We start from the raw sequence: 25,807 nt of genomic DNA, 5'->3' as shown, positions 1-25,807 counted from the left end.
ACCCTACCTTATATCTTACCATTACACTATTTGTTTTTCAACAAGACAGAAATGGATATATCTACTGCTCTACAATGACAGATTCACCTTCACTTTGATCTCCGTCCATCCATTTCCACTTTTCAAACAGTTGAATTTTTCCGTTATCCAGCTGCTTAGGAGTGGAATCGCAAGATCCGCTTCTCATGCTGCCGTCCTTACTTACATGGTGGTATCTAAAATGAAGTGTTCCATCCTCATTCACAGTTCCTACAAGTACGCCAGATACAATACTGCCGCCTTGATATGTGCCCGTTAATATATTCCCGTCCTGACGATATTGAAATATGGTTCCTGCTGATACTTCTCCGTTACTCGAATTAGACTGCGGGATAAAGGTTTTTCCGTCATATTGAAACAACCGAATCAACCACCTTTTCTTTCCTATTGTACCATAGGCCTGTCACTCATTCGACAAAAATGATGCAAATTTTAACAAGTGGGATTCAATTTATATTAGTTTAGCCACATTTTAGCTTTTCTATATATTAAATTGCTTTTTTTAGAAAATGTTCTACTTTCTCAAACAATTGCTGGGCACACGGCTCATGACAAACATGATGTTTACAATCCGGCAAATAAAACATTTCTTTCTGGCGAGACGGGACTTTATGATAAATAAATTCTGCACTTGAAGCAGGCACAATCCCGTCGCTTTCACCTTGAACAATTAACACAGGCAGATGAAGCTTCTCAAGCGAATTCTTCGTTTGCTTTACCAGCTTCATAAATTCTATCGCAGCTGACAGCGGCGTGCTTGTGAGCTTATGGCGATATCGATCATATAAAGGGTTTGTATCAACGATCCCTGACAGGGACTCCTTTACCATCTGCCGTGTGTCTTGCATCATTTGTTTTGGGTTCACATATTTGGCCGCAGCACTTAAAAGGACAAGGCGGGCAACTGGGTACTTCGCCGCTAAGTAAGAAGCAATCATTCCGCCCATAGAAAAGCCGACCAAATACACGGTGTCACAAGTCCGGTAAAGGGATAGAAGTTCGAGTTCAGCTGTCGCTATCCATTCTTGATAAAGAATGCCTTTTAACTGCAGCTCATCCCCATGCCCCGGAAGCGTGACAGACTGCACATTCCAATCTGCCGCCTGTTTTAAATATTGCGCCAGCGGTTCTACTTCATAAGGGGCACCAGTAAAACCGTGAATACATAAACAGCCAATCATTCTGTCACCTTCTCACTTTTATAGTGCAGTAATGACTTCTTCCAATCTCATACCGCGTGAGGCTTTGACAAGCACAACATCGTCAGGCCCTGCCACTTCAGCTAGTTTTTTCTTCAGGTCCTCTTTGTCCATAAAGGAGAATACGTGCTCAGCCCCGAATGATTTTTTCGCTCCTTCAGCAATGAATGCACCTAGGCGGCCATACGTCATGACATGATCAATAAATTCTGGCTTGATGTAACGGCCAAGTTCATAATGATACGTTTCTTCTTCGCTGCCCATTTCGAGCATATCTCCAAGTACAAGAATACGATTGGCAAAGCCGTCCATATCCCCCACAAGATCAATGGCGGCTTTCATAGAAGTAGGACTTGCATTATACGCATCATTGATGACAGTGATTCCCTTGTCTGTTTTAAACAGCTCAAGACGCATCCCTGTCAACTTCGTTTGCATCAGTCCTTGGGCAATTTGTCTTTCATTCAGCCCAAAATGCTGACCTATTGCAATAGTAGCAAGTGCATTCTTCACATTATGTTTCCCTAATACAGGAATGAGAAAACCCTGGGCATACCCTTCTACTTGAAATTCTGTTCCTTCTGCAAGCTGGTTGATGTGCGTTACCTTGATATCACAGTCCTCTGCTTCTCCAAAGGTTTTTACACGCTGAGAAAGTGAACTTGCTCTTTCTCGAAGCAAGGGCTCATCACCTAGGTAATAAAAGATGCCGTCTTCTTTTAAGCCTTTTACGATCTCATATTTTGCATCTGCAATGGCTTCTCTTGATCCTAAATCTTGCATATGAGATTCCCCGATATTTGTGATGACTGCTGCATCCGGCTCAGCGAGGTCTGATAAAAATTCGATTTCGCCTTTTGCACTCATACCCATCTCCAAAACCGCAATATCGGTTCCTTCTGGCATTGCAAGAATGGTGAGCGGAAGACCGATATGATTATTAAAGTTACCGTCTGTTTTATGAACTTGATACGCTGTTTGCAAGACGGAATGAATCATGTCTTTTGTTGTGGTTTTCCCATTACTTCCTGTAATACCGACAACACGAGGGTTTTCTTCTTTTAAGTATGATTTCGCCAGCTGTTGAAGCGCAGCTAATGTATCCTCTACAAGAATAACAGGAACGCCTTCTGGCGGATTGGCTTCTTTTTGATTCCAAAGAACAGCTGATGCTCCAAGCTCTACTGCTTTTGAAGCAAATGTGTGACCGTTAAAATGTTCTCCAATAAGCGGGATAAACAGTGCGCCGTCTGATACTTTTCGTGTATCTGTTGTCACTCCGTGAATCTGCTCTTCGCCAAAAGCTTGATTAGATAGGGTTCCACCAGCCATTTGGGTGATTTGTTTCACTGTACGTTTGATCATGATTTTTCGCCTCTCTTTCTCATTTCACGTTTGAAGGAAAAGAGACACTACCTAAGGATAGTGTCTGCTTGCTGCTCACATTAAAAAGTTGTTTTAATGGTTTGTTTTTCTTGATGGCGTTCAATTGCAAGTGACACCAGCTTTTCAATCAACTCTGGATACTCTACACCAGTGTGCTTCCAAAGTAATGGGAACATACTAAAAGGTGTGAATCCAGGCATTGTATTCACTTCATTGATCAACACTTCACCTTTTTCTGTAAGGAAGAAGTCTGCACGTACGAGACCAGATCCATCAAGGGCCTTAAATGCCTTAATCGCCATGTCATGAATCGTCTTATATTCATCCTCTGACACACTAGCAGGAATGATCAAATCTGTATCGCCATCTTCATATTTTGCTTTGTAATCATAAAAATCTGTTTTAGGTGCAATCTCACCAACGACAGAGCATTTTGGCTCATCATTGCCTAATACACCAATCTCAATTTCTCTTCCAACAACGCCTTCTTCTACGACCACACGACGATCATATTGGAAAGCGAGGTCGAATGCAGTCTGCAGCTCTTCTTTGCTGCGGCATTTGCTAATTCCAACACTTGATCCCATGTTGGCAGGCTTCACAAAGCATGGATAGCCAAGTACTTGTTCCACCTGTTCCAAGCTTTCTGGTGTCGCTTTCTCAAAGTCTTTTTTATTGAAGGAAAGGTGCTTTGCTTGTGCAAGTCCTGCTTGTGCAAAAACATCTTTCATCATGACTTTATCCATACCCGCAGCAGACGCGAGAACGCCGTTGCCGACATACGGGATATTTAACAGTTCAAGTAATCCTTGCATTGTGCCATCTTCTCCATTTGGTCCGTGCAGCAATGGGAAGACAACATCAATTTTCTCATCAGCCGTTGCAGGCTGTGGAAACATGCTTTCATTTAAAGAAGTTGGTAAAAACGTCTTTGCGTTCTGTTCAAATTGAAGCATTTTGACGTTTGATACTGGTTCAGTGAGTTTTTCTCCTCTTAACCATTCACCCTCTTCTGTAATATAAATTGGATGTATATCGAACTTCTCAGTGTTAAGTGCTTTTGTAACTGCAAGGGCTGTTTGCAGTGATACATTATGTTCGGCTGACTTTCCGCCGTAAATCAATCCTAAACTTATTTTCAATGGATACTCCCCCCACTAAAATTCATCTTTACTATCTTATCACTTTCAAGCAAAAATGCTCTAATTAATTTTTGTTGTTACGTAATTGAAATGATTTGTAAAGGTTGTAAGCGCCTCCCGAGCATTTGTATGTCATTCGCCTTTATTTTATATTAAAATGACATTGAAAAGGAGTTGTGACAAATTGAAAAAAATCACAAGTACTGAACAATTCAATGAAATAATTCAATCAGACAAAGAAGTCATCGTTAAATTCTTTGCAACATGGTGTCCTGACTGCACAAGAATGGACATGTTCATTCCAGACATCCTAGAAGCTTATGCTCACCATGAATGGTTTGAAATAAATAAAGATGATTTCCCTGAATTAGCGGAAACGTATCAGGTAATGGGTATTCCAAGCTTGTTAATTTTCAAAAATGGTGAAAAAACAGGGCATTTACACAGTGCAAACGCAAAATCGCCTGAAGAAGTGACAGAGTTTCTTCAAGAGCACGTTTCTTAATTGAAGGACATCAGCAAACTTTTGCTGGTGTCTTTTTTCTTTTTTAATCTCTTCATAAGACGAGCTTCGCAGCCAAAACGTTTCAAATTGATGTTTTCCCTTACGACAAGTCATGACAAAATTATTTCCTGGGAAAGAATGCAGCGTCGATACAGCTTGGAATATGTCGGTTACGTGAATTTTCTGAATTGAATCTTTACTTCTGACATTTGTCTTTGTATAATGGAGTTGCTAATTGAAAATGATTATCAATTTCATCTATGTGAAATCCTATAGACGGTCATTCTAATAAAGGAGCGATGAGTCACATGTCTAAGAAGAAGATCAAAACCTATCAGCAATTGATTGAAGAGAACAAAAAGGCGATCATGCGCGATCCTCAAATGATGGAAAGTATATACGAAACCATCGACAAAAAACACCAGAAGCAGCTTGCAGCTGCTGGGCGTGAATCATAACTACAAGAGGAGCAGTCATCACTGGCTGCTCTTTTGTCTGCTTCAATAAAATAAAAAAGCCGATAAAATCTGTTATTCGATTTTATCGGCTTTTGTTTTAATGTGATTTCGCTACACGGTCCTGCTTCATTCCTAAATAAATGAGCATATATGTGAGATAACCCATTGTCATCGTTAAACCACCGAAGAAAAATTGAGAAAAGACTGGTTCCTCAAATGTTGTAACGGCAGCAAGAATGATCCAGCTCGCATATAAATAAACCATGAACCATTTCATGTTTCTTTTAAGTGTATACAGAAAGAAAAGACCGGCTAACGAAAAGATCCCCAGCGCTAGTCTGAAATAAACAAGATGATCAAACTGGAAGGCAAAAGACACAAACGAAAACGACAGCAGCAACAAAATTGGTAAAGCCGTAATGAAATTTTTCACGATAGTGCCACCTCCATGACTCCTTCTTATTATAAGACAAAATCGGCCGGTTATCGTGAAATACAGACTCGTTTTCACAAAGATGTCACGAATTTTTCTTGTTATTTGACACAATTTTTACACATTTACATCACGTTTCCAAAAAAGAATCCAAGCCGATCCAACAAAGAAAACAAAATGCGCCCCCACTATAAATAGAGAAAACAAAAGGCTCATCCCATGAAAAGGCGGCGGTCCTTGAAAGCTGTACTGAGTAAAGTCCGTATTCGCAAAAAGAAGGATTTTCCCCCACTGATTTTCTAAGAGCGACATGATCGGTACAAGTGATTTCGCCGCATATAAAACAAAAAACGAGGTCACAAGTGCAACAAGACTGTTTCTAAACAAACTGGAACACATAAAAGCAAAGCTTGCCATCATGACCACTTCCACCCACTGAGATCCAATGATGGCAAACGTATGCTGAAATAATTGCCCCGTTCTTTCATCAAAATCAGTACCGAAGAAAATAAGACCAAATAGAAAAGCTAACACATAATAAAAAACAAACAAATAAATGACTGTCAGCAGAAGTGTGATGTATTTTGACAGAAAAATGTGCAGTCTTGTTTTTGGCCTGATCAATAAAAACTTGATCGTCCTTTTCTGAAACTCTGTTGAGATCAAGGTCGCGCCAATAACGACAGCAAGCACCTGTAAAATAAACACGACATTCGTGGAATAAGCAAAATAGTTTGCGACTGTGTCTTGTCCACCAAAGCTTGATATGACTCGTTTCAAGGTGAGAGCCATTGCTAGTTGAAATACAACGATCAACCCAAGAGCAATGAATGTGATTTTTTTCCTCATAATTTTCTTATGCTCATTTTTGATGAGGTTCAGCATCTGTCTTCCCGCCTTCCGTCCATTTCATAAACGCCTCTTCAATTGATTGCTTTTGAGGCGTCATTTCAAGTACATCAAACCCCGCCAGCACAAGCTGTTTGTTTAGCTCTGGCACACGTTCTTTGTTCAGTTGAAGCAGTACACGCGCTCCATCTCGTTCATATGTATACTCCTGTGCGTCAAGCCATGAAACCGCCTTTTCTACTGGCTGAATATTCATCAGCACCTGCTCTTTCCCTTCCATATCAAGGAGATGAGTGCTAGCTTTGATCTGACCCTTTTGAATGATGATCATGCGGTCACATAGCTCCTCTACCTCATGCAATAAATGCGTCGCAAATAACACCGACGTTCCTTCTTCTTGTACGAGCATTTGCAAGTGCTCCCGGAATTCCTTCATTCCTGCTGGGTCTAGTCCATTTGTCGGTTCGTCTAAAATGAGCAGATTCGGCCGATGCAAAATAGCTTGTGCAATCCCAAGCCTTTGTTTCATCCCTAGCGAATACGTCTTGACCTTCTGATGAATGGCATCCTCCAGACGAACTCTTTCCACTACTTCCTGAATGCGTTCCTCCGTCACCCCGTCGTGCATCGCTGCATACATTTCAAGGTTTTCAAAGCCTGTTAAATACGAATAAAATTCTGGGTTTTCTATGATTGCACCAACAGATGACATCGCCTGGAGAAAGTCCTCATCTTGTGAATATCCATTGATCATGATGCGGCCATTGTTTTTTTTCATCAAGCCAACGATCAATCGAATCAAGGTTGTTTTTCCAGACCCGTTGGGGCCAAGTAATCCGACAATTTCTCCCCGCCCAATGTCTATAGAAATATCCTGCAAGATCATTTTCCGGCCAATTTGTTTGTCGACTTTCTCTACTTTTAAAACAGCAGACTGCAAAGTGGTTCCTCCTTCTGATGTAAAGCCTATGGCGGCAGTTACGACCGCTCATCCTGTAAAAAGTATATCACGCGAGACAAATCAATCCATGAAAAAAAGGGCTGATCCACTCAGCCCTTCTTGCTTATTACAGTGATAAGTTAGGTGTCGGCGCTTCTTTTTCATGTTTCTTTTCGGTTTCAGAAACAATCACCGCACATGCTGCGTCACCTGTAATATTCACTACGGTTCTTGCCATATCTAATAAGCGGTCTATGCCAAGGATCAGCGCTATTCCCTCAACAGGAAGGTTCACGGAATTTAAAACCATCGCCAGCATGATGAGCCCTACCCCTGGCACGCCTGCTGTACCGATACTTGCTAATACAGCCGTTAACACAACAGTCAGCATTTGAACAAACGTCAGTTCAACCCCATATACTTGAGCGATAAAAATGGTCGCAACACCTTGCATAATGGCTGTGCCATCCATATTAATGGTTGCACCCAGCGGCTGCACAAAGCTTGAAATCGGCTCTGGTACCTTTAAACGCTTTTGCGCTGTTTCCATTGATACCGGCAGCACTGCGTTACTGCTTGATGTACTAAATGCAACAACCATCGCCGGAGAAAATCCTTTAAAGAATTCCATCGGATTTCGTTTAGCTAAGATCGCAACGGTTGATCCATATGTCAGGAAAAAATGCAGGATGAGCGCAATTAACACGACCGAGAAGTAAAGTCCCATCGCTTTCATGGCATCCAGCCCCTGACTGCCGATTGCGGTTGCAATCAAACCGAATGTCCCGTACGGTGCAAATTTCATCACAACACCGACAAGATACATCATTAATTCATTTCCTTGTTCAAACAGCTTTAGCAAGCCTTCTGTTTTTTTACCGAGCATGGCGATGCCAAGACCTAAAAATACACAGAAGACGATAATTTGAAGCATATCTCCTTCAACTAACGATTGGACTGGATTGGTTGGAATAATGTTGAGTAGTGTTTCTGCCATTGATGGGGCTTCCTCTGCGGAATAATCAGCTGCTTTTGTATCAAAATTGCCGAAAGCCCCCGGCTTGATTAATACAGCTAATGAAATGCCAATGATGATGGCAAAAGTCGTAGTGAGCAGGAAGTAAGTAATGGTTTTTGCGCCGATTCTGCCTAGCTTTTTCGGATCGCCAAGGCCTGCTACGCCGAGCGTGATCGAAAAGAATACAATGGGCACAACGAGCATTTTAATCAGGTTTAAGAAGATTTGACCTAGAGGTGTAAATAAATAAGGATTTAACACTTTGAATACATTTGGAGCAAAAAGGTTAAGCAGCAATCCTGTGATGGCACCTACAAACAAGGCAATAATAATTTTCGTCGCCAGCTTCAATAAAATCTCCCCTTCCTCGTCAAAAAGCCCACGAGAGAGTCTTCTCGTGGGCCTGCGTGTCCATACGTGTACCACTGTCTACTCTCTTCACGCTGATGAGGTTAGCTGACGGGTTAGGACGAAGAGATGTCCTTTTTTCTCAGATAAGAAAAATTCACCCCAAAAACTTGGGTCCCCCATTCCTTTAGAAGGATTAAGCGTGTGGTAATATGATATTTTCATACCATTTATACCTTATTTTTAGAAAATTGTAAACAGGTTCATATGAACTTTTTAATTACTTTCTTCCCTATTTGTGACCTCAAGAATATCTAAAATAAACACAAAGATTGGGATACCGATAATAAGTCCCCAAATGCCAATATAGTGTTCAGAGAAGATCAGCACAATAAACGTGAAGAAAATAGGGAGTTCTGTTTTAGCTGACATGAGCTTCGGATTTAAGAAATAAGCTTCAATGGCATGGATAATCACGATCACCAGCACAATATAGAGGACATACATTCCGCCTCCAAGTGTATACGCAATGATGCTGAGTGGAATAAGAGAGATAACCACACCCGCTACTGGGATTAAGCCTAGCAAAAAGACCATGACCGCTAAGCCAAATAACTGCGGGAAACCCATAATGCCTAGCGCAATTGTCGTTAGCACACAATTAACGGTTGCAATAATAAACTGTGCTTCGAGTACTTTTCCAAACGTTCGGGAAAATTTACGTCCAAAGAAGGCAATTTCATGATAGAACACGGAGATTTTACTCGTTTTGAACTTGTTCATAAATTGAATGAGGCGTTCCTTTTCGAACAGGAAGAACATGCTTAATATTAAGGACATAATGACCTGGATACTGAACGTGCTGAAATCAGTTAAGTATGTATAGAGGAAATTAAACCCTTTCTCAAAGAAAGCTGATATTTTGAAATCACCAAATACGTTCGTGATGACGTCAAAGAAGGGTAAATCTTGTGGATGATCTGCGATTTTCTTTCCTAAATGGAATAGCTGCTCCACCTGTTTGGCGATGATTGGTACAAAAACGAAACCGCCAAATGTCAAACCACCAGCCAGAAGAATATACAAAATAGTAATGACCGATTTCTGTCCTATTTTCAGGAAGCGATTTAAAAAGCCTCTAATGACCTCTTCTAACCGATTCATCAAAAAGGTGAAAATGAAGGTCAGAAGAATTAAATTCATCATTCCTCTTAATAGATATAATGCTGTGGCTAATACTACAAATACTAAAAACCGCTTAACACCGGGTTTTTCGAACAATTTTAAAAATGCCGCCATTACGTTACACACCTGCCAGGACTAAAGTCTATTTTTCATCTTATCTGATATACATTATATCGGATCTTTCTGTAAATTATATAATAAAAGGTCAACGAGGTCCTACGATTCGTAGTCATTTTATTGATTTTTCTTTTTTACACAAGAAAAAACCGAACCTATGTAGAACATAAGGTTTCGGTTTTTGGTTGTTTTTATACTAAACAGCCTGCTTCATATTCCGCATTTCCTGAAGTGCTGTTTTGCTCTTCGATTCGTCAAATTCACCTTCACTCTTCGCGACAACAATTGTTGCGATTCCATTACCAATGAGGTTTGTGATGGCTCTTCCTTCGCTCATGAAGCGGTCAACCCCAAGCAGCAGTGCAAGCCCTTCAAGCGGAATGACCTGAAGTGCTGCAAGTGTAGAGGCAAGCACGATAAATCCGCTTCCTGTCACCCCAGCAGCTCCCTTTGATGTTAGCATCAGAACAAGGATAATCGTGATCTGCTGACCGATGGACAGGTCAACACCAAACACTTGCGCCAAGAAGACGACGGCCATCGATAAATAGATTGAAGTTCCGTCTAGATTAAAGGAATAACCTGTTGGAATAACAAGACCAACAACAGACTTAGAGCAGCCGTAGCGTTCCATTTTATCCATCATTCTTGGTAGCACAGATTCTGAAGAGCTTGTGCCAAGAACAATCAAAATTTCATCCTTGATAAATCGCAGATAGCTGAACAGACTAAAACCATACATTCTACAAATGATGTTCAGCACAACAAAAATGAATATGAACATCGTCATATAAACGGAGAGCATCAGACTCGCGAGCGGTTTAATCGATGCCAGCCCAAAGTGTCCGATCGTATAGGCCATTGCCCCAAATGCACCGAGCGGCGCAGCACGCATGATATATCCAATGATTTTAAAGAAAACGAGTGACAGCTTATCAAGCCATTCGATGATGCCTTTCCCCTTCTCGCCAAGTGCAGCGAGCGCAACACCGAATAAAATAGAGAAGAATAAGACCTGTAAAATATCACCCTTTGCGAAAGCATCAACCATGTTAGATGGCACGATGTGTGTGACAAATTCCATCCAGTCGATGCCCTGTCCCCCATTTTGGGTATATTGTGAGACATCCCCTTTTTCAAGCTTGCTATAGTCAAGACCTGCACCTGGCTTCATGATATTCACAACAAAAAGACCGATGACCAGAGCAAGTGTCGTGACGACTTCAAAATAAATAAATGCTTTTCCCCCTACTTTTCCAACCTTTTTCATATCCCCCATCTTGGCAATACCAAGAACAATGGTTAAGAAAATAATTGGTGCAATGACCATTTTAACGGCATTGATAAAGGTATCACCAAGCGGCTTCATTTCTTTTCCGACGTTTGGCCACACCATCCCGACAATGATCCCGATGATGACAGCTGCAATCACCTGAAATGTCAGGTTTTTCAAAAGCCTTTTCATAAAAAATCAACTCCCTCACCCTTTGATGTAAACGCTTAACTATTATCTGTAGGTAAATGATAGCGATTTCATCAAAGACTGTGAAGCTTATGGACATATCGTACATTTTGGTCTTTTTGGTCTCTTAGTCAGAATGTACGATATATTTATTCACGGGCCGCCCTACCCCGCCATATTGCATATCTAATTTCAGCTCGCCTTCTTTTACGAGGAAGTCTAAATACCGGCGTGCCGTGACACGGGCAATGCCAAGTGCATTGGCAACTTCCTCTGCAGACTGTGCGCCTTCCTGCAAGCCCATATACGCTTTAATTTCGTTCATCGTATGCACATTCAGCCCTTTAGGAAGCCAAGTATCTTCCTGCTTAACAGCAGGCTTTCGTATGATATCATCGAGCATCTCCTGAGAAAATTCCACGGCGGTTCGAATTTTTGATTTAAACGCCTTATAGCTTTCAAGAGATTCTTTCATTCGTTCAAATTTGAAAGGTTTAATAATATAATCCCGCGCACCATTTTGAAGCATGATGCCGATGGTCTCTTTGTCCTTCGCTGCTGAAATCACAATCACATCCACCTGCATCTTCTGTTTTCTGATGTCTTGCAGCGTTTTGACGCCATCCTTTTTTGGCATATACACATCAAGTACCACGAGATCTGGACGAATCTCTTTAATCAGCTGGATGCCCTGCTCCCCATTTCCAGCGACAGCTGCTACTTGAAAGCCAGGAACATTCATAATGAATTCTTTATTCACTTCTTGCACCATTGGGTCATCTTCAATTAACAGCACCTTAATCTGAGTCATCTGTCTCTCTCCTCTATGGTCATTGGGAATTCGATTGAGAAGGTGGTACCAATGCCGATGCTTGATGTGACTTCTACATTTCCCATCCCTTTGTCGATAATCGTTTTTACAATATACAGGCCATAGCCTGTTCCGCCCTCTTTGCCGTGTGTGAAGCCTTTATCGAAAAGATAAGGAATTAGTTCCTCTTCGATTCCGGATCCATTGTCTTCAATTAAAATCGCGAGGACATCCTCCGTTTGATCGATGCTAATGGAAATGACTTTTGTGTCTCTTTCTACAGTATCATACGAAGCAAAGGCGTTCTCAATGAGATTTCCGAGCAGCTTTGTCATATCATGCTGATCAAGCCGCTCAGGGAAATGACGGAGACTGCTATGTTCATCTACTTCAACCTTGATGCCAAGCTCCTTGCCCCGTCTGATTTTACTCATCAATAATCCTGCGACCGCATCATGCTGAATGACGCGATGAAGAAAGTCCGTCACATGTTCCTGCTCCTCTGTCGTTTGAAAGGCTAGATCGAGCGCCTGATCGGCTTTACCAAGCTGAATCAGCCCGGCAATCGTATGAAGCTTATTCATATGCTCATGGTTTTGCACCCGCAAACCGTCCACAAAGTTTTTAACCCCTGTGAGCTCTTCTGCCAATTTTGCCGCTTCCGTCCGGTCCTGAAAAATGGCGACCGCTCCGATGATCTTCTTTTTCATCACAATCGGAATCCGGCTGCTCATGATCCGCTTTCCGCTCATATGAATTTCTTCATTGTAGACGGGTTCTGCGCGATCGATGATCTCAGGAAGTCGTGTATCAGAGAGCACACCCCAAATATTCTGGCCCACGACATCACCTGTCACGCCAAAAATCTGCTTCGCTTTCTCATTAAAAATGGTGATCATGTGCTGATTATCAATGGCGATGACCCCTTCATTAATAGAGTGAAAGGTTGCAGTACGTTCCTCTAGCATTCTAACAATCTCATGCGGCTCCAGCTTAAACATTTGCTGTTTAATATGGCGGGCGAGCAAAAATGAACCTACAAGCCCAAAGCTGAGCGTCAGCAGGAGAATCATGAGGATATCCCGCTTCATTTCTCCTAATATATCTGCCATACTTGGCAGGGTTCTTCCTACAAGCACAACCCCTGTTTGATTAAATTGATCATCCTTCACCGGATAAAAAGCTCTGATGGCTGTTCCAAGCTCTCCCTCTGCTTCTGAGAAATAAATATGCTCTGCAAAAGCCGGCTCTTCATCTGTTCCTTCTGAGCGCTGGCCAATCCTTGTTTTTACTGGATGCGTTAATCTCACATGATCCATATCCATCACGACAATGTAGTCAGCGTCTTGAATAATCCGAATTTCTTCCATTGCATGCTGTAATCGATCACGTTCCTTTGTCTGATCAGCTAACGCCTGCTTCACCTCATTCATTTCTGCCACGGTTCTCGCCGTGTTCATGAGTCTTTTTCGAAGCTCCCGTTCCTCTGTTTGCTGAATTCCCCCGACAAGGACAATGCCTCCGATTAAAAGGGCGAAAATGACAACGAAATATGTGAGGATGGTAAGCTTCCATCTAATAGATAATTGTTGTAATTTCAATCGATTTCTCATCATTTTTCCACCTGTATCTTTACGAATTCTTCCTCTGTCAAGTATGCTTGACATAAGGGGGATCTGACGCATGAAGAATTTACTCGCTTATACGCTATTACTCATGATCGGTTTTGTAACCGCTTTATACTTTGGCTTTTATCATATGATGCCAAAATCAGCGACAACCTTTGATGATGAACAGACCGGACTGAAGGACCAGCTTGTGTTCAAATTCAGTCATGTCGTGGCAGACAATACACCTAAAGGACTTGCTGCAAAGAAATTTGCTGAGCTTGTGCACGAAAAATCGGATGGAAAGATCAGCATTCAAATTTTCTCCAACGGGAGCCTTTATTCTGATATTGAAGAAATTAATGCACTCAAAGAGAATCAAGTTCAATTTATCGCTCCGTCTACCTCGAAGCTCGGCATGCTGTCCCCTGAGTGGCTGGCACTTGATCTTCCCTTTGCTTTTTCAAATTACAACGCGGTTCAAGAAGGCCTGCACGGCGCAATTGGACAAAGGTTGTTTGGCACGCTGCAAAAAGATGGATTAAAGGGAATGGCTTATTGGACAAATGGCTTTAAGCAAATTACCTCAAATAAAGGGCCCATCAAACAGCCGGCTGATTTAAAAAACCAGTCTCTCCGCATAATGCAAAGCGACATGATTGAGAAACAATTTAAACTTCTTGGTGCAAAGCCCTATCAGGAATCATTTAATTCAACGTTTCAGCTATTAGAAACCAAAAAAGTAGACGGTGAAGAAAATACCATTTCAAATATTTATTCAAAAAAATTCTATCATATACAAGACTATATGACGATCAGCAATCACGGGTATTTAGGCTATGTGGTCTTAACAGATCAATCCTTCTTTGACCGCCAGACACCCGAAACGAAACGAATTTTACTTGAAGCCATGGAAGAAACAACAGCTTGGAATGAAAAGCATGCAGAACAGATGAACAAAGATCAGCTGGAGGACATTAAACGTGAATCGCCGATTGCCATTCATGAATTGACGCCAGCTGAAAGACAAAAATGGATGAAAGCCCTTGATCCTTTGTATGACGAAGCCGAAAATACGATTGGCTCCACCCTCATCAAACAGATCCGCGAACTTCGTGCACGTTATGAACACTCACCTATTCATGCTTTTCAGGAAGAGGATGAGAGCAAATAAAAAAATCCCTTTGATAAGGGATTTTTTTATGCGCCGGACTCACTCTGTTCTTGCTCGGTGAGCTCTTCTAATCTTGTTAAAATTCTTCGCTTTCGGTATTGCATCATGCCTGTTTCGGCAATTCCTTTTAATTGTGAGCGGTTCGAAACGGCACCAAACAAAATCCCAGCGATGGGCACAAGCTGAAACAGCTTCTTCCAGCCAAACGAATCTCGGTAATTATAGACAACCTCACGCCACCCTTGGATTTGGGAAATCATGTTTTCATGCTTCCCTTCAGATGCATGATAGCTTTTCAGCTCTTTTAGAATCGATTTCTTTCCAACGACATCCGCAGAGTTCAACTGCAAGCATTTAATGATGAAGACCCGCTCCTCTTTGTTTTTAGGATCATAGCCATAGGTGACCGCAATATCCTGTAATGTTTTCAGAGAGAGACCGAGTACCGCAGGAATATCAGCGGCTAGTGTAAACATTCCGCCAACACCAGTTGTCGCCCCTTGTACCGTCGCGAGATTTGTTCTGTTTTTCCCCATATGCTCACTAATGGCATCCATCATTTCGATCGGGGCCTTTCCAATATCCTCTATGCGCTGAATGGATTCATCGGCACACTTCTTTTGAAATTGATGAATGATGCCTTTTTCCGATGTCAAATAGGCACCGCCGGATTGAATGTAATGGCCCATTTCGTCTAGCAGTACACCGATTTTTTTCTGAATAAAAGCAGGCGTCAGCTTGTCCAGCATTTGAAATGGAAGACGGCTGAGTTTCTCCCAAAACCATACCTTTTGCTGGTCTTTCTCCCACTTTTCAATCTCCTTTAATTGTGCTTTTAGCCATTCTCTTTCCTCCATGTCATATGCCTCCTTAGATGCCGCTGAAGTATTTGTCTGTTATTATACACAATCCTTGTCCATCATACGTATAGAACATTGAAGCGGTTCCGAAAGGTTTTAATCTTTTTCAAAACGGTTATTGCTTAATAAACAAACAAAAGAGGAGTGATCAACATGTTAGGATTTCTAATTTCATTGGTTGTGGCGATTGTCATCGGTCTCATTGGGAGTGCACTCGCTGGAGGCAGTGTACCAGGAGGATGGATCGGTTCAATGATTGCCGGACTTGTAGGCGCTTGGATTGGTCATGGATTACTTGGAACGTGGGGTCCTAGTCTGGCAGGCTTTGCGATCATTCCAGCGATCTTAGGAGCAGCAATCTTTGTCATTATTTTAAGCCTGATCTTCCGCAGCGTTGGATCAAGGGTATCTTAAAAAAACGAATAGTAGAGGAAGCAGTAGGGACACCGTCTAAGGGGCGGTGTTTTTTATGTTGGCGCGTTGACAAGGTATCTATTTTTTTCACTTACATATGATAAACAAACCTATTAGTTCAGATAGTTGACTTTTCATGAAGATGGGCATATGATGATTAAAAATTGCATGAAGGAAACTTTTTGTGCCCAAGCAAAACTTTGTAGAATCTAGGTGATGACATATGACAAACAAATACATCGAGGCACAAGCACACATGTCAGCGGCAGCTGAGCGTGCACTTGAAGGAAAGGTCAAAGGATTTAGAAGGCTTCTTCCTTTTCTAGGCCCTGCTTTTATCGCTGCCATTGCATATATTGATCCAGGGAATTTTGCCACCAACATTGCCGCTGGCTCCAAATATGGATACCTCCTCTTATGGGTCATTCTCATATCAAATCTCATGGCTTTGCTCATCCAATCCTTGTCCGCAAAGCTTGGAATAGCGACAGGTAAAAACTTACCTGAAATCGCACGTGAAGAGTTTCCAAAACCTGTATCCATCGGTTTATGGATTCAGGGCGAACTCGTCATTATTGCCACAGATTTAGCTGAGTTTATTGGAGCGGCACTTGGTTTATACTTGCTCTTTCGGATTCCTTTGCTTGAAGCATCTATCATTGCAGCCATTGGATCATTTGCGATTTTAGAATTGCAAAGACGGGGATATCGCGCATTAGAAGCTGGCATTACCGGCATGCTGTTCGTTGTCGTGATCGCTTTCGCTGTGCAAACCTTTGTCGCCAAGCCTGATATGGCAAGTGTCGCAGGCGGGCTTTTCATTCCAAAATTTGATGGCACAGATAGTGTACTGCTTGCAGCTGGAATTTTAGGTGCCACTGTGATGCCGCACGCGATCTATTTACATTCAGCATTAACCCAAAGAAGAGTCGTCGGCAGAACAGAAAAGGAGAAAAAACAGATTTTTCGCTTTGAGTTTTTCGATATCCTCATTGCGATGTTAGTTGCTGGAGCCATCAATGCCAGTATGTTGATTGTGGCAGCCGCTCTATTTTATAAAAATGGTCTCTTTGTTGAAGATCTGGATGTTGCGTTCCAGCATTTTAGCACACTTGCAGGTCCTGTATCAGCTATATTATTTGGTGTAGGCCTGCTTGTAGCCGGACTATCCAGCTCTTCTGTCGGTACATTGTCAGGCGATATCATTATGCAGGGTTTTATTCAATACCGCATTCCACTGTATGTCCGCCGGCTGATTACCATGATTCCCCCTATTGTGATCATTGCATCTGGGGTGAATCCGACATCAGCACTTGTGATGAGTCAGGTGGTCTTATCATTTGGTATTGCCTTTGCTTTAATTCCGCTCATTTTATTTACAAGTAAAAAACGAATTATGGGCGAATTGACGAATGCCCGCTGGGTGACAGGAATATCTTGGGTGATAGCAGCTCTTGTTGTCGCACTCAATCTCTTTTTAATTGTAGATACGTTTATGTAAAAGACAGTCGTGATGCTGTCTTTTTCTTTTCATATGGTTATGGTAAAATTCCCCTGAGAGGATGTGTGCACATGTTTTTTTATCAAGATCAAGAGATATCCATGCGGCTGCTTGAGCCAAGAGACGCAAGAAGTCTATATTTGCTCATCCAGCGGTCAAGAGAGCATTTACGTGAATGGATGCTTTGGGTGGATTCAACACAGACAGAGGAAGACAGCATGGCGTTCATTCAAGGCGCAATGCAGCAAGCCTTGCAGAACAACGGTTTTCAAGCGGGCATCTGGTCACATGGAGAGCTTGTCGGGATTATTGGCACCCACCAAATTCATTGGATCAACAGGACTGTTTCAATTGGCTATTGGCTCGGAGAAGGCTATCAAGGAAAAGGCATCATGACAAAAGCATGCAAAGCAGTCATTCAATATTTATTTGAAGAATGTGGACTGCACCGCATTGAAATCAGGGCTGCTGTCGATAACCAGAAGAGCAGACGCATCGCAGAACGATTATCCTTTTCGCTTGAAGGCATTTTGAGACAATGTGAATGGCTGGGCGATCGCTTTACGGATCATTGTGTATACGCGCTCTTGCAGCCTGAATATATGAAAGAAAAAACGCATTATATGAATCAATCCACTTAATTGTGTCGATTGCATGAATTATTTTACAAAGTGAAGCTTTGTGGTATCCGTTGCGATCAGCATCTGATAAAATAGAAGGAAAAATCGAGGTATGAAGTATGTCTCTTATTATTTTATTTTACTTATGGATCGTCCCTTTATTATTTGGCATTTTCTTCTCATTCTTAACAAAGAAAGCCACCTACAAACGCCGCTTTGTCCCATCATATAGCATGGCAGGACTCAGCATTGTTTTTCTCATTCTGGCACTTGTCTTTTCAGCCAGCCATTTTCTATTCATTTGTGGTATGTTCCTATTTGCCACAACCCTTGTCGGCACAAGCATCCCTTTATTTTTAGCCTTTACAAAAACACCATCATAAACAAAAACCACCTTTTTGCAATGGAAAGGTGGTTTCTTTTTTATTGATTTGGCATTCTGTAAGTCACGGTGGCATCTTGATTGGCTTCAATTGTTTTCACAATGTCTTGTAGGATCTCTGACGCTCGATCATTTGAGTCATACTTTCCGAGAGTCTTTACCCAAGTATCGCCTCCTGCGATCATTCCTTCAATCTTTTTGCCGGTTACTGAGACTTCGTGGACATGAACGAAACTTTGCTGGTTTTGTGCGAAAATCCATAGCATGGTTATAACTCCTTTTATTGTTTGATTGAATGTCGTTAGCCCTTTTCAATACAGCTAAAAAATGTGCTATGTTACACTTCCCCTATTCTTTTGTTAATAACTCTTTTCGAATAGCATGTGTCTCAATATCTGCAAACCTTACGGGTATTGGTAATCTACTGTTTTTATCAATAAGTTTCATAATAATTTTTGTAGTTGTATCTAAATCAATCCAATTCCCACATGAAATAAAAATAGGCTTAACATTCACTCTGGTTCTGAGAGCTCTTCCATATATTTCGTTATTTATAATAATATCTGTGTATGCATTTGTTTTATTTTGGGGCATGGTAAAATCTATACCATTAATTTTCAAATAACTTTTTGCGACTCCAATGGTAGGTTTATTTAAGAAGAAAGACGCCTGTGTAGCAATGCCCATGTGTCTATAATGTAAATAACCATTTCCATCAAACATATAGACGTCTACTTGTTTCGTCAGTTTTTTTACTGCATCTTTAATTAATGGCATTTCACGAAAAGCAAGAAAACCTGCTATATAAGGAATCCTTATTTCTCCATGGCTATGCACTTTTTCTATGATTTTTTTTTCTATCAAATCATAAACGACGATACAACAAACACCGCTCGTTTTTCCATGCATATCAAAATAAGCTACATCTACACCTGCAATAAACCTTATGTTCTCAAGTTGAAAATTATTTTTCAATTGCACTTTAGGCAAGAGCGCTTTTTGTTCACTTTTAAATTTTTCTAATAAATCATTTATTTCATCATTATTCATAAGATCCACACGATTAGCTGTTGAATTTTTCGGCATATTTCAAATCGGATTCATTAGGTTCTGCCTTTTTCTCTACAATATTTCCACTTTCATCATACTTTATATAAGTCATCTCTCGACCAGCAACACATTCAGATTCATACTTTTTATTTCCATTTTCAAAAAACTCAACTTGATAGCCGTCGGCTGCATTTTTACTCATATGACCTATTTTCTTAACATTTCCATTTGAATAGAATTCAACATACTTACCTTGTTTAACCCCTTGTTCAACATAGAAATAACTCTCAATATTCCCATTTTCATATATATCATATGCTAATCCCGTAAACAGCTCTTCTTTACCATCCTCGGTAATTTCCACTATTGCTAGTTCGTAAGGGCCTCCATATTCTAAACATTCTTCAAACTCAGTGCCATTCTCTAAAATAAAATCTTTTTGCAATATATCATTTAACATTTTTAGGAACCTCCGTGATAATTTTAGATCCATCTGTAAGATAAGCACAATGAGGACACCTTGGAAACATCATTCCAGCCGGTTTCACTCTACTCTGACCTGTCCTAACAACATTCAAAATAAAATTATCCAAACTAGCACCTGGATTAGCCTTTAAGGCCTTATTCAAGGCGATCACTTCTGCATGTGACCCCGCACCTTTTGTAAATGTATATGAATCTATAACCTCTTTTGGCATTCTATCATATTTGGCATTTATTAAGGGATGGAAATCTGGTAACTTTCCATCATAATCATTTATTGCATACGAATATTTTCCAGTCTGCTTATCATAAACTCCAGCAAAGGCAGGACCCATTTTCTTCTTGCTAATGCCAGTTTCTTTTAATTTATTTAGTTCTTTCACCGTTTCTCCGCGTAAATTAATTCTTTCATTTAATTCTTTTGAATCGATCTTTCCATATTTATTTCTCAAATAATCAATTCGACTTTTCGTGTTCTCTTTAACCCCCACCTTCCCATGAAACCCTTTCACCCCGAACGGCAAAAGCATCCCCAGAGCCGCGTTCATACTTGCTTCCTGCTGTTCTTTTGAGATCTTGTTTCCAAACATGTCTCGGCCTGTGATTGCTTCGCTGAAGCCGTTGGTGGCGGTTAGGCCATATAATCCTTTTTGAGATGTTTTCAGGGCGTCAAAGGATTTTTGTGATGTCTTGTAAATGTCGACTGCCCTGACCGCGGCTGATGTGGCTTGGGTCGTTTTATAGACAGCCTTTCCGCCTTTAAAAATGCGGCCTGCCCAGCCGACGATTGGGATGTAGCCTGCTGCTGCCATGCCGCCTGCCGCGACACGCTGTCCAGCGGTGAGTTCCTCGCCCGTGATTGGATCAACGCCTGTTGCGGCACGTTTTGCATCGTTCACACCTGTCAGTTCATTCACGATGTTTCCACCATAATCGAGCGCTTTTTCATACCAAGGGCGGTTGGCGAGTGCTTCTTGTTCCTTTGCGACCTTGCGGGCTTCTTCTTGTTCTTTTTTGATTTTGAGATATTCAGAAGTTTGCTTTTCAATATCGCTTTTTGCCTTGTAGATTTCGCTATTTTGATACGCTTTCTTATCAAAATTCATAGGCGAAATTGCTTTTCCGTCATTTGTCGCATTCATCATTTCAGCGTACAATGCCATTGTAGCTTGCTGTTCCGTCTCTGACAAAGCATATTCATCTTTTAAATTTTGATCAAGCTCTCTTAGATCTTTGACCGTCTTTTTTCGTTCATCTTCCGCATCTTCTATTTTTTCATCAAAGGTTTGGCTATCAAATACCTCTAGGGAAATGAGGTCATCAATGTCTTGAAAAATGGTTTTGAGTGCCTTTTTTTGATCCTTCACAATGCTTTTGGCATTCTTGATGCCCATATGTACTGCGTTGTCTAAAAAGTGTTCTTCTACAAAGGTGTCGCCGCCAAAGTTTGTATCATCAAGTGTCCCAGAAACACCTTCATGAAAGGCTTTTTGCTTATCAATGAAATTGATAAACATATCAACATTACCCGCTAGTTCTTTATAAAAGCTTTTAATGTTATCGGCACCTTTTCCAGTAAAATCATCACCGAGGTTGGCAACACCTTGTAATGCCTTTTTTAAATCTACCATTTGTTCACGGAGTTCCTGATAGTGTTTTGCTCTTGTGTCCATGGCACTTGTTAGTGCTTTTGCATCAAGTATCTTCCCCAGAAGAAGTCACTCCCTCCATTATTGATCATAAAGTCTATTTTACCTTTCTCAGCGAATTGGAAAAATAGGCTTTAAGTTACAAAAATAATGTCCATATATTTTTAGAGGAAATAAAACAAGTGATAATTGAAATGTTTTTCCTTTCATCACAAAAAAGTCAGTCCTCTTTTGAGAGGACCGACTACATTTTGTTTAGAAAAAGCGTTTTAAACTTTTCTTGAGTGGAGGGATATCCAGCTCGCCTTTTTCAAAGAATTTTTTCAGTAAGTACTTACTAAAACCGGCTGCTTGTGTGTACGTAATTTTTCCAGGTAACGGCGGTTCATTGGTGACAGCAACATCAATAATGACAGGTTTATCTGATTGAAGAGCTGTATCAAAGGCTGGAGCTAGTTCTTCATGTGATGACACGGAGATTCCTTTGCCGCCACATGCTTCTGCAAACTTAGCAAAATCAATATCTTCTAGCTCTATACCATAATTGATGTTTCCTTTTACTTGTTGTTCATATTCAATCATTCCAAGATTGTTGTTGTTTAAAATCACCACAACGATTGGCAGTTTATATTTGACCGCTGTCACAAAGTCTTGCATAACCATTGTGAAGCCACCATCGCCACAGACAGCAATCGCTTGGCGATTCGGTTCATTTAACTTAGCAGAGATAGCACCAGGCAAACCACAGCCCATTGTGGCAAGCCAGCTGGAGATGATGAAATCCTGCTGTTTCATTTCAAAATGGCGTGCCATCCATACGGTCACATTCCCTACATCAACAGAAAGAATGGCGTCGTCTTCTACTGCTTCTTCTAATCTAGCAATGACTTGCTGAGGTTTAAGCGGTGATGTAGCAACGGATTTTTCCTTATCCATTTCTTCTCGCCATTTCATCATATGCTCAGTACAAGCTTCAAGGAAACCACGCTGCTCTTTATATTCAATGTAGGAGGTCAGTTCATGCAAACCACTCTTGCTGTCACTCACGATTCCTACGTCTACCGGATATCTTTTACCGATTTGATCTGGCTTAATATCCAGTTGAATGGCAGGTGTGTTCTCTGGTAAGTAGTCTCTATATGGAAAGGAAGTTCCAAGCATAATTAAGAGATCACACTCTTCCATCGCTTCATATGCTGGCTTCGTTCCGATTTGACCTAGGTTTCCTAAAAAATATGGGTGCCTGTCTGGCACAACACCTTTTGCAGGAAGTGTGATGACAATAGGCGCAGCAGCCTTTTCTGCAAATGAAAGAAGCTCTTCTTTTGCATTTCGTAATCCTTTACCTGCTAAGATGACTGGCTTCTTCGCATTGTTAATTAGCTGTGCTGCCTTTAGCAGTTGATCTTTCTTTGGCCGTACTTCTCCCTCAACATAAAGAGGAGATGTATAAACAGGCTTGCGCTTAATTTTTTGAGAAAATAAGTCATCCGATACGGTGAGAACTGCCACACCTTTGTGAGTATAAGCTGCTTTAATGGCTTGATTCAATAAATCAGGCAGAGCTTCTGCTGTTTGTACCTGCTGATTAAAGACAGCAACGTCGTCAAACATCCGCTCTAATTTGATTTCTTGAAAGGCGTCTCTCCCTACTTCAGTTGACGCAACCTGCCCTGCAATTGCTAAAACGGGTGCGCCATCTGCTTTTGCATCGTATAGTCCATTTAATAAGTGGACAGCACCCGGTCCAGCGATGGATAAGCAGACACCGAGCTTACCTGTTAGTTTGGCATCAGCCGCCGCTGAAAGTGCCGCCACTTCTTCATGTCTCGTTTGTATAAATTGTATTTGGCTTGATTCGTGCCTAAGCTCTTCAATCAATTCGTTTATGCTGTCGCCGGGCATTCCATAGATATGTTTTACGCCCCACTCTTCCAGTAGCGCTGTTACTTCTTTTCCTGCGGTTCTTTGCGGCATGTGAGAAAACTCCTTTTTTCTTACTCCATACCACCGCACCCTTTTGATCAAACGTTTCAACTTGCTGCTACTTTTTAAAATGATATGGAAGGGTGGCGACCACAATATCCCGCTTCCATAACAGACGGAATCTTAATAAAAAGGCAGATTGGTTATGCAAGATCGTGTGCCATCTTTTTTTCGGGATAAATTGAGGTACGAGCACCATCACTTTATATTGATGCGCATTTGCTTTTGCCTCAACCGTTTCAAGAAATTTATCAAGCGGATGAATAAGACTTCGATAAGACGAATGCAGCATCACAAGCCGCACACCACTGTTCAGTTTTTCCCAATCTGCTTCAATTTTCTTATCTTTTTCTTTATCAAAGGATACATGAACTGCTATGACTTGCTCTGATAAGGATTTTGCATATTGAACAGATTGCTCAACGACACGTGTTACACCGGCAATTGGCACAATGACCACATTCCCTTTAATCTCAACAGGCTCTGCTTCATTCATTAAACGCAGTTGTTCTCCGACAGACAGGTAATGCTTTTTAATGGAATGAAAGATGAATAGCACAATTGGCATGAAAACAAATACTGGCCATACAAGATGAAACTTGGTCAAAATGAGAATCATGAGAACCGTGAAGGAAATCAGTGCTCCGACTATATTAATAGGCATTTTCGTTTTCCAGCCCTGCGGTTTTTCACGAATCCATTTCACACACATACCTGTCTGTGACAAGGTAAATGGAATAAATACACCGACAGCATATAGCGGTATAAGGTGTTCCGTTTTCCCATCAAACAACCAAATGAGCAGCATGGAAGCTACACCTAAGAAGATAATGCCATTAGAGTAACCGAGACGATCCCCTCTTACTGTAAACATGCGCGGCATATATTTATCCTTTGCTAAGTTGACCGCCAATAAAGGAAAGGCGGAAAAGCCGGTGTTTGCCGCTAATATCAAAATTAAAGCTGTAACAGCCTGAATGACATAATAGAAAAATGTACGTCCAAATGTATCTGATGCAATTTGTGATACAACCGTTTCTTCTGGCTTTGGTGAGATGCCAAAACCAAACGCAAGTAATGTCACGCCAACAAATAATACAGCTAGTAATCCACCCATCATCAATAATGTTCTCGCTGCATTTTGTGCAGCTGGTTTTTTAAAGGATGGAATGGTATTTGAAATGGCTTCTACCCCAGTCAGTGCAGAACAGCCAGACGAAAATGCTTTTAATAAAAGAAATAATGTAATGCCAGGTACGTGTGTACCTATTGCAGTATGCTCAGGTGCTGGAGGAACGCCTCCTGTTAATAATTTAAAGCCGCCGACTCCAATTAATATAAGGAGTGATATGACAAACAAGTATACGGGATAAGCCAAAATAGATGCTGATTCTGTCAATCCACGAAGGTTGAGCACCATAATCAAGATGACCAATACAATTGAAATCAGCACATGATATGGATATAGTGCCGGAAAAGCTGATGTGATAGCATCGGTACCCGCTGATATGCTCACTGCTACCGTCAAAATATAATCTACAAGCAATGATCCCCCAGCGATCAGTCCTGGCTTTTCACCTAAGTTTCGACTAGAGACGACATAGGCCCCCCCGCCTTCTGGATAAGCATAAATAATCTGGCGGTAAGATAGAATTAACGCCATTAACAGAATTAATACACAACCTGCAATCGGGAGTGAGTACCAAAATGCTGCTGCACTAACGACTGAAAGAACAATCAAGATTTGTTCTGTACCGTATGCAACGGATGACAATGCGTCTGATGACAATAATGCCAACGCTTTGATTTTTGATAGTTTTTGTTCTCCTGCTGCCTGTGATTTTAATGGTTTCCCAATTAAAATACGCTTCATCAAACTGTACATGTGATGCCCGCTCCTTTAGTGTCAAACGATTTAAGTTACAAAAGATGGATCGCCAAAAAGACACAGAGGCAATAGAATGCCCCTGCGTCTATTGTTTAGATCACAGGTTGGTCTTTGCTCTCTTTAACGCTTACGAGGTTAGCTGACGGATTCGGGCGCATGAGACTTTGCCCTACCTAAAAAGGATTCACCCCACGTGGTGTCCTGCACCACTAATGGTTCCCCCGCTCATCGAAATGATTCAGCGATTGGTCTTTTATAAAAGAGATCATACTCCCGTTTGACACCAAAGTAAAGACATTTT

The 25,807-nt window shown here is 41.2% G+C and carries 26 protein-coding genes and 2 riboswitches; of the genes, 7 read left to right on the top strand and 19 right to left on the bottom strand.

Going from position 1 to position 25,807, the window contains the following annotated elements; all coding sequences use genetic code 11:
• Positions 1-61 precede the first annotated feature (61 nt).
• From AC20OE_RS16425 to AC20OE_RS16410, 4 genes are all read right to left on the bottom strand, one after another.
• Positions 62-400 carry an avidin-fold protein gene (locus AC20OE_RS16425; RefSeq protein WP_039176701.1) on the bottom strand — a complete coding sequence of 113 codons (339 nt, stop codon included), beginning with the start codon at positions 398-400 and terminating at the stop codon, positions 62-64.
• A 127-nt stretch (positions 401-527) separates the two neighbouring features.
• Positions 528-1,220 (bottom strand): alpha/beta hydrolase, encoded by a 693-nt coding sequence (locus AC20OE_RS16420; RefSeq protein ID WP_058837372.1) that lies wholly within the window; start codon positions 1,218-1,220, stop codon positions 528-530.
• 18 nt (positions 1,221-1,238) lie between these two features.
• Positions 1,239-2,603 (bottom strand): UDP-N-acetylmuramoyl-tripeptide--D-alanyl-D-alanine ligase, encoded by a 1,365-nt coding sequence (locus AC20OE_RS16415; protein ID WP_487269020.1) that lies wholly within the window; start codon positions 2,601-2,603, stop codon positions 1,239-1,241.
• A gap of 80 nt (positions 2,604-2,683) precedes the next feature.
• The gene (locus AC20OE_RS16410; RefSeq protein ID WP_330546189.1) at positions 2,684-3,766 is read right to left on the bottom strand and encodes a D-alanine--D-alanine ligase; all 1,083 of its coding nucleotides are present in this window, start codon (positions 3,764-3,766) and stop codon (positions 2,684-2,686) included.
• Between the two features lie 184 nt (positions 3,767-3,950).
• On the opposite strand from AC20OE_RS16410, the gene AC20OE_RS16405 reads away from it, so the two are divergent.
• On the top strand, positions 3,951-4,271 hold the full coding sequence (locus tag AC20OE_RS16405) for a thioredoxin family protein (RefSeq protein WP_012008983.1): 321 nt from the start codon (positions 3,951-3,953) through the stop codon (positions 4,269-4,271).
• 308 nt (positions 4,272-4,579) lie between these two features.
• Complete coding sequence (fbpB, locus tag AC20OE_RS16400; RefSeq protein ID WP_065215285.1) at positions 4,580-4,729, top strand: Fur-regulated basic protein FbpB; 150 nt, start codon at positions 4,580-4,582, stop codon at positions 4,727-4,729.
• A 97-nt stretch (positions 4,730-4,826) separates the two neighbouring features.
• Here fbpB and AC20OE_RS16395 read toward each other — a convergent pair whose 3' ends face one another.
• The 8 genes from AC20OE_RS16395 to AC20OE_RS16360 form a co-directional block, all read right to left on the bottom strand.
• Positions 4,827-5,162, bottom strand: a complete 336-nt coding sequence (locus AC20OE_RS16395; protein WP_008359528.1) for a hypothetical protein — start codon at positions 5,160-5,162, stop codon at positions 4,827-4,829.
• A 117-nt stretch (positions 5,163-5,279) separates the two neighbouring features.
• Entirely contained in the window at positions 5,280-6,047 is a 768-nt protein-coding gene (locus AC20OE_RS16390) for an ABC transporter permease (protein WP_366204446.1), read from the bottom strand.
• Positions 6,025-6,951, bottom strand: coding sequence for an ABC transporter ATP-binding protein (locus AC20OE_RS16385; protein ID WP_366204445.1), 927 nt, complete (start codon positions 6,949-6,951; stop codon positions 6,025-6,027). The genes AC20OE_RS16390 and AC20OE_RS16385 overlap by 23 nt, the downstream gene beginning before the upstream one ends.
• A 127-nt stretch (positions 6,952-7,078) precedes the next feature.
• Entirely contained in the window at positions 7,079-8,320 is a 1,242-nt protein-coding gene (locus AC20OE_RS16380; protein WP_047201995.1) for a dicarboxylate/amino acid:cation symporter, read from the bottom strand.
• 76 nt (positions 8,321-8,396) lie between these two features.
• A riboswitch (cyclic di-AMP (ydaO/yuaA leader) is annotated at positions 8,397-8,530 on the bottom strand.
• Between the two features lie 63 nt (positions 8,531-8,593).
• Positions 8,594-9,616, bottom strand: coding sequence for an AI-2E family transporter (locus AC20OE_RS16375; RefSeq protein ID WP_039176691.1), 1,023 nt, complete (start codon positions 9,614-9,616; stop codon positions 8,594-8,596).
• A 199-nt stretch (positions 9,617-9,815) separates the two neighbouring features.
• Positions 9,816-11,084 (bottom strand): C4-dicarboxylate transporter DctP, encoded by a 1,269-nt coding sequence (dctP, locus tag AC20OE_RS16370; RefSeq protein ID WP_039176689.1) that lies wholly within the window; start codon positions 11,082-11,084, stop codon positions 9,816-9,818.
• Between the two features lie 124 nt (positions 11,085-11,208).
• Complete coding sequence (locus AC20OE_RS16365; protein ID WP_487269019.1) at positions 11,209-11,892, bottom strand: response regulator; 684 nt, start codon at positions 11,890-11,892, stop codon at positions 11,209-11,211.
• A complete protein-coding gene (locus AC20OE_RS16360) occupies positions 11,889-13,508 on the bottom strand; it encodes an ATP-binding protein (protein ID WP_487269018.1) in 1,620 nt (539 codons plus the stop codon). Before AC20OE_RS16360 ends, AC20OE_RS16365 begins: the two co-directional genes overlap by 4 nt.
• A gap of 67 nt (positions 13,509-13,575) precedes the next feature.
• Here AC20OE_RS16360 and AC20OE_RS16355 point away from each other — a divergent pair, with 67 nt between their 5' ends.
• Complete coding sequence (locus tag AC20OE_RS16355; RefSeq protein WP_487269017.1) at positions 13,576-14,673, top strand: TRAP transporter substrate-binding protein; 1,098 nt, start codon at positions 13,576-13,578, stop codon at positions 14,671-14,673.
• Positions 14,674-14,699: 26 nt separating this feature from the next.
• Here AC20OE_RS16355 and AC20OE_RS16350 read toward each other — a convergent pair whose 3' ends face one another.
• Entirely contained in the window at positions 14,700-15,530 is an 831-nt protein-coding gene (locus AC20OE_RS16350) for an EcsC family protein (protein ID WP_041089179.1), read from the bottom strand.
• Between the two features lie 156 nt (positions 15,531-15,686).
• On the opposite strand from AC20OE_RS16350, the gene AC20OE_RS16345 reads away from it, so the two are divergent.
• From AC20OE_RS16345 to AC20OE_RS16330, 4 genes are all read left to right on the top strand, one after another.
• Complete coding sequence (locus AC20OE_RS16345; RefSeq protein ID WP_039176683.1) at positions 15,687-15,947, top strand: GlsB/YeaQ/YmgE family stress response membrane protein; 261 nt, start codon at positions 15,687-15,689, stop codon at positions 15,945-15,947.
• Positions 15,948-16,170: 223 nt separating this feature from the next.
• Positions 16,171-17,448: an Nramp family divalent metal transporter gene (locus tag AC20OE_RS16340; protein ID WP_039176681.1), complete on the top strand. Its 1,278-nt coding sequence runs from the start codon at positions 16,171-16,173 to the stop codon at positions 17,446-17,448.
• Between the two features lie 71 nt (positions 17,449-17,519).
• Positions 17,520-18,089, top strand: coding sequence for a GNAT family N-acetyltransferase (locus tag AC20OE_RS16335; protein ID WP_064498177.1), 570 nt, complete (start codon positions 17,520-17,522; stop codon positions 18,087-18,089).
• A 98-nt stretch (positions 18,090-18,187) separates the two neighbouring features.
• Positions 18,188-18,451 (top strand): hypothetical protein, encoded by a 264-nt coding sequence (locus AC20OE_RS16330; RefSeq protein ID WP_058837367.1) that lies wholly within the window; start codon positions 18,188-18,190, stop codon positions 18,449-18,451.
• 40 nt (positions 18,452-18,491) lie between these two features.
• Here the strand turns inward: AC20OE_RS16330 and AC20OE_RS16325 are convergent, their stop codons facing one another.
• The 6 genes from AC20OE_RS16325 to AC20OE_RS16300 all read right to left on the bottom strand — a co-directional run bounded on the left by AC20OE_RS16325 (position 18,492) and on the right by AC20OE_RS16300 (position 25,503).
• A complete protein-coding gene (locus AC20OE_RS16325) occupies positions 18,492-18,716 on the bottom strand; it encodes a hypothetical protein (RefSeq protein ID WP_059376056.1) in 225 nt (74 codons plus the stop codon).
• Positions 18,717-18,798: 82 nt separating this feature from the next.
• Complete coding sequence (locus AC20OE_RS16320) at positions 18,799-19,500, bottom strand: endonuclease V (protein ID WP_059376074.1); 702 nt, start codon at positions 19,498-19,500, stop codon at positions 18,799-18,801.
• Positions 19,501-19,513: 13 nt separating this feature from the next.
• Positions 19,514-19,960 (bottom strand): toxin-antitoxin system YwqK family antitoxin, encoded by a 447-nt coding sequence (locus AC20OE_RS16315; RefSeq protein ID WP_041089172.1) that lies wholly within the window; start codon positions 19,958-19,960, stop codon positions 19,514-19,516.
• On the bottom strand, positions 19,950-21,656 hold the full coding sequence (locus AC20OE_RS16310) for a T7SS effector LXG polymorphic toxin (RefSeq protein WP_487269016.1): 1,707 nt from the start codon (positions 21,654-21,656) through the stop codon (positions 19,950-19,952). The genes AC20OE_RS16315 and AC20OE_RS16310 overlap by 11 nt, the downstream gene beginning before the upstream one ends.
• Before the next feature lie 231 nt (positions 21,657-21,887).
• A complete protein-coding gene (locus tag AC20OE_RS16305) occupies positions 21,888-23,609 on the bottom strand; it encodes a pyruvate oxidase (RefSeq protein ID WP_059376054.1) in 1,722 nt (573 codons plus the stop codon).
• A gap of 67 nt (positions 23,610-23,676) precedes the next feature.
• On the bottom strand, positions 23,677-25,503 hold the full coding sequence (locus AC20OE_RS16300) for an APC family permease (RefSeq protein WP_039176669.1): 1,827 nt from the start codon (positions 25,501-25,503) through the stop codon (positions 23,677-23,679).
• 112 nt (positions 25,504-25,615) lie between these two features.
• A riboswitch (cyclic di-AMP (ydaO/yuaA leader) is annotated at positions 25,616-25,760 on the bottom strand.
• Between the last annotated feature and the right edge of the window lie 47 nt (positions 25,761-25,807).

This window comes from Bacillus sp. SRI_025 (assembly GCF_057592095.1).
This window is presented reverse-complemented; position numbering and strand designations above follow the sequence as displayed.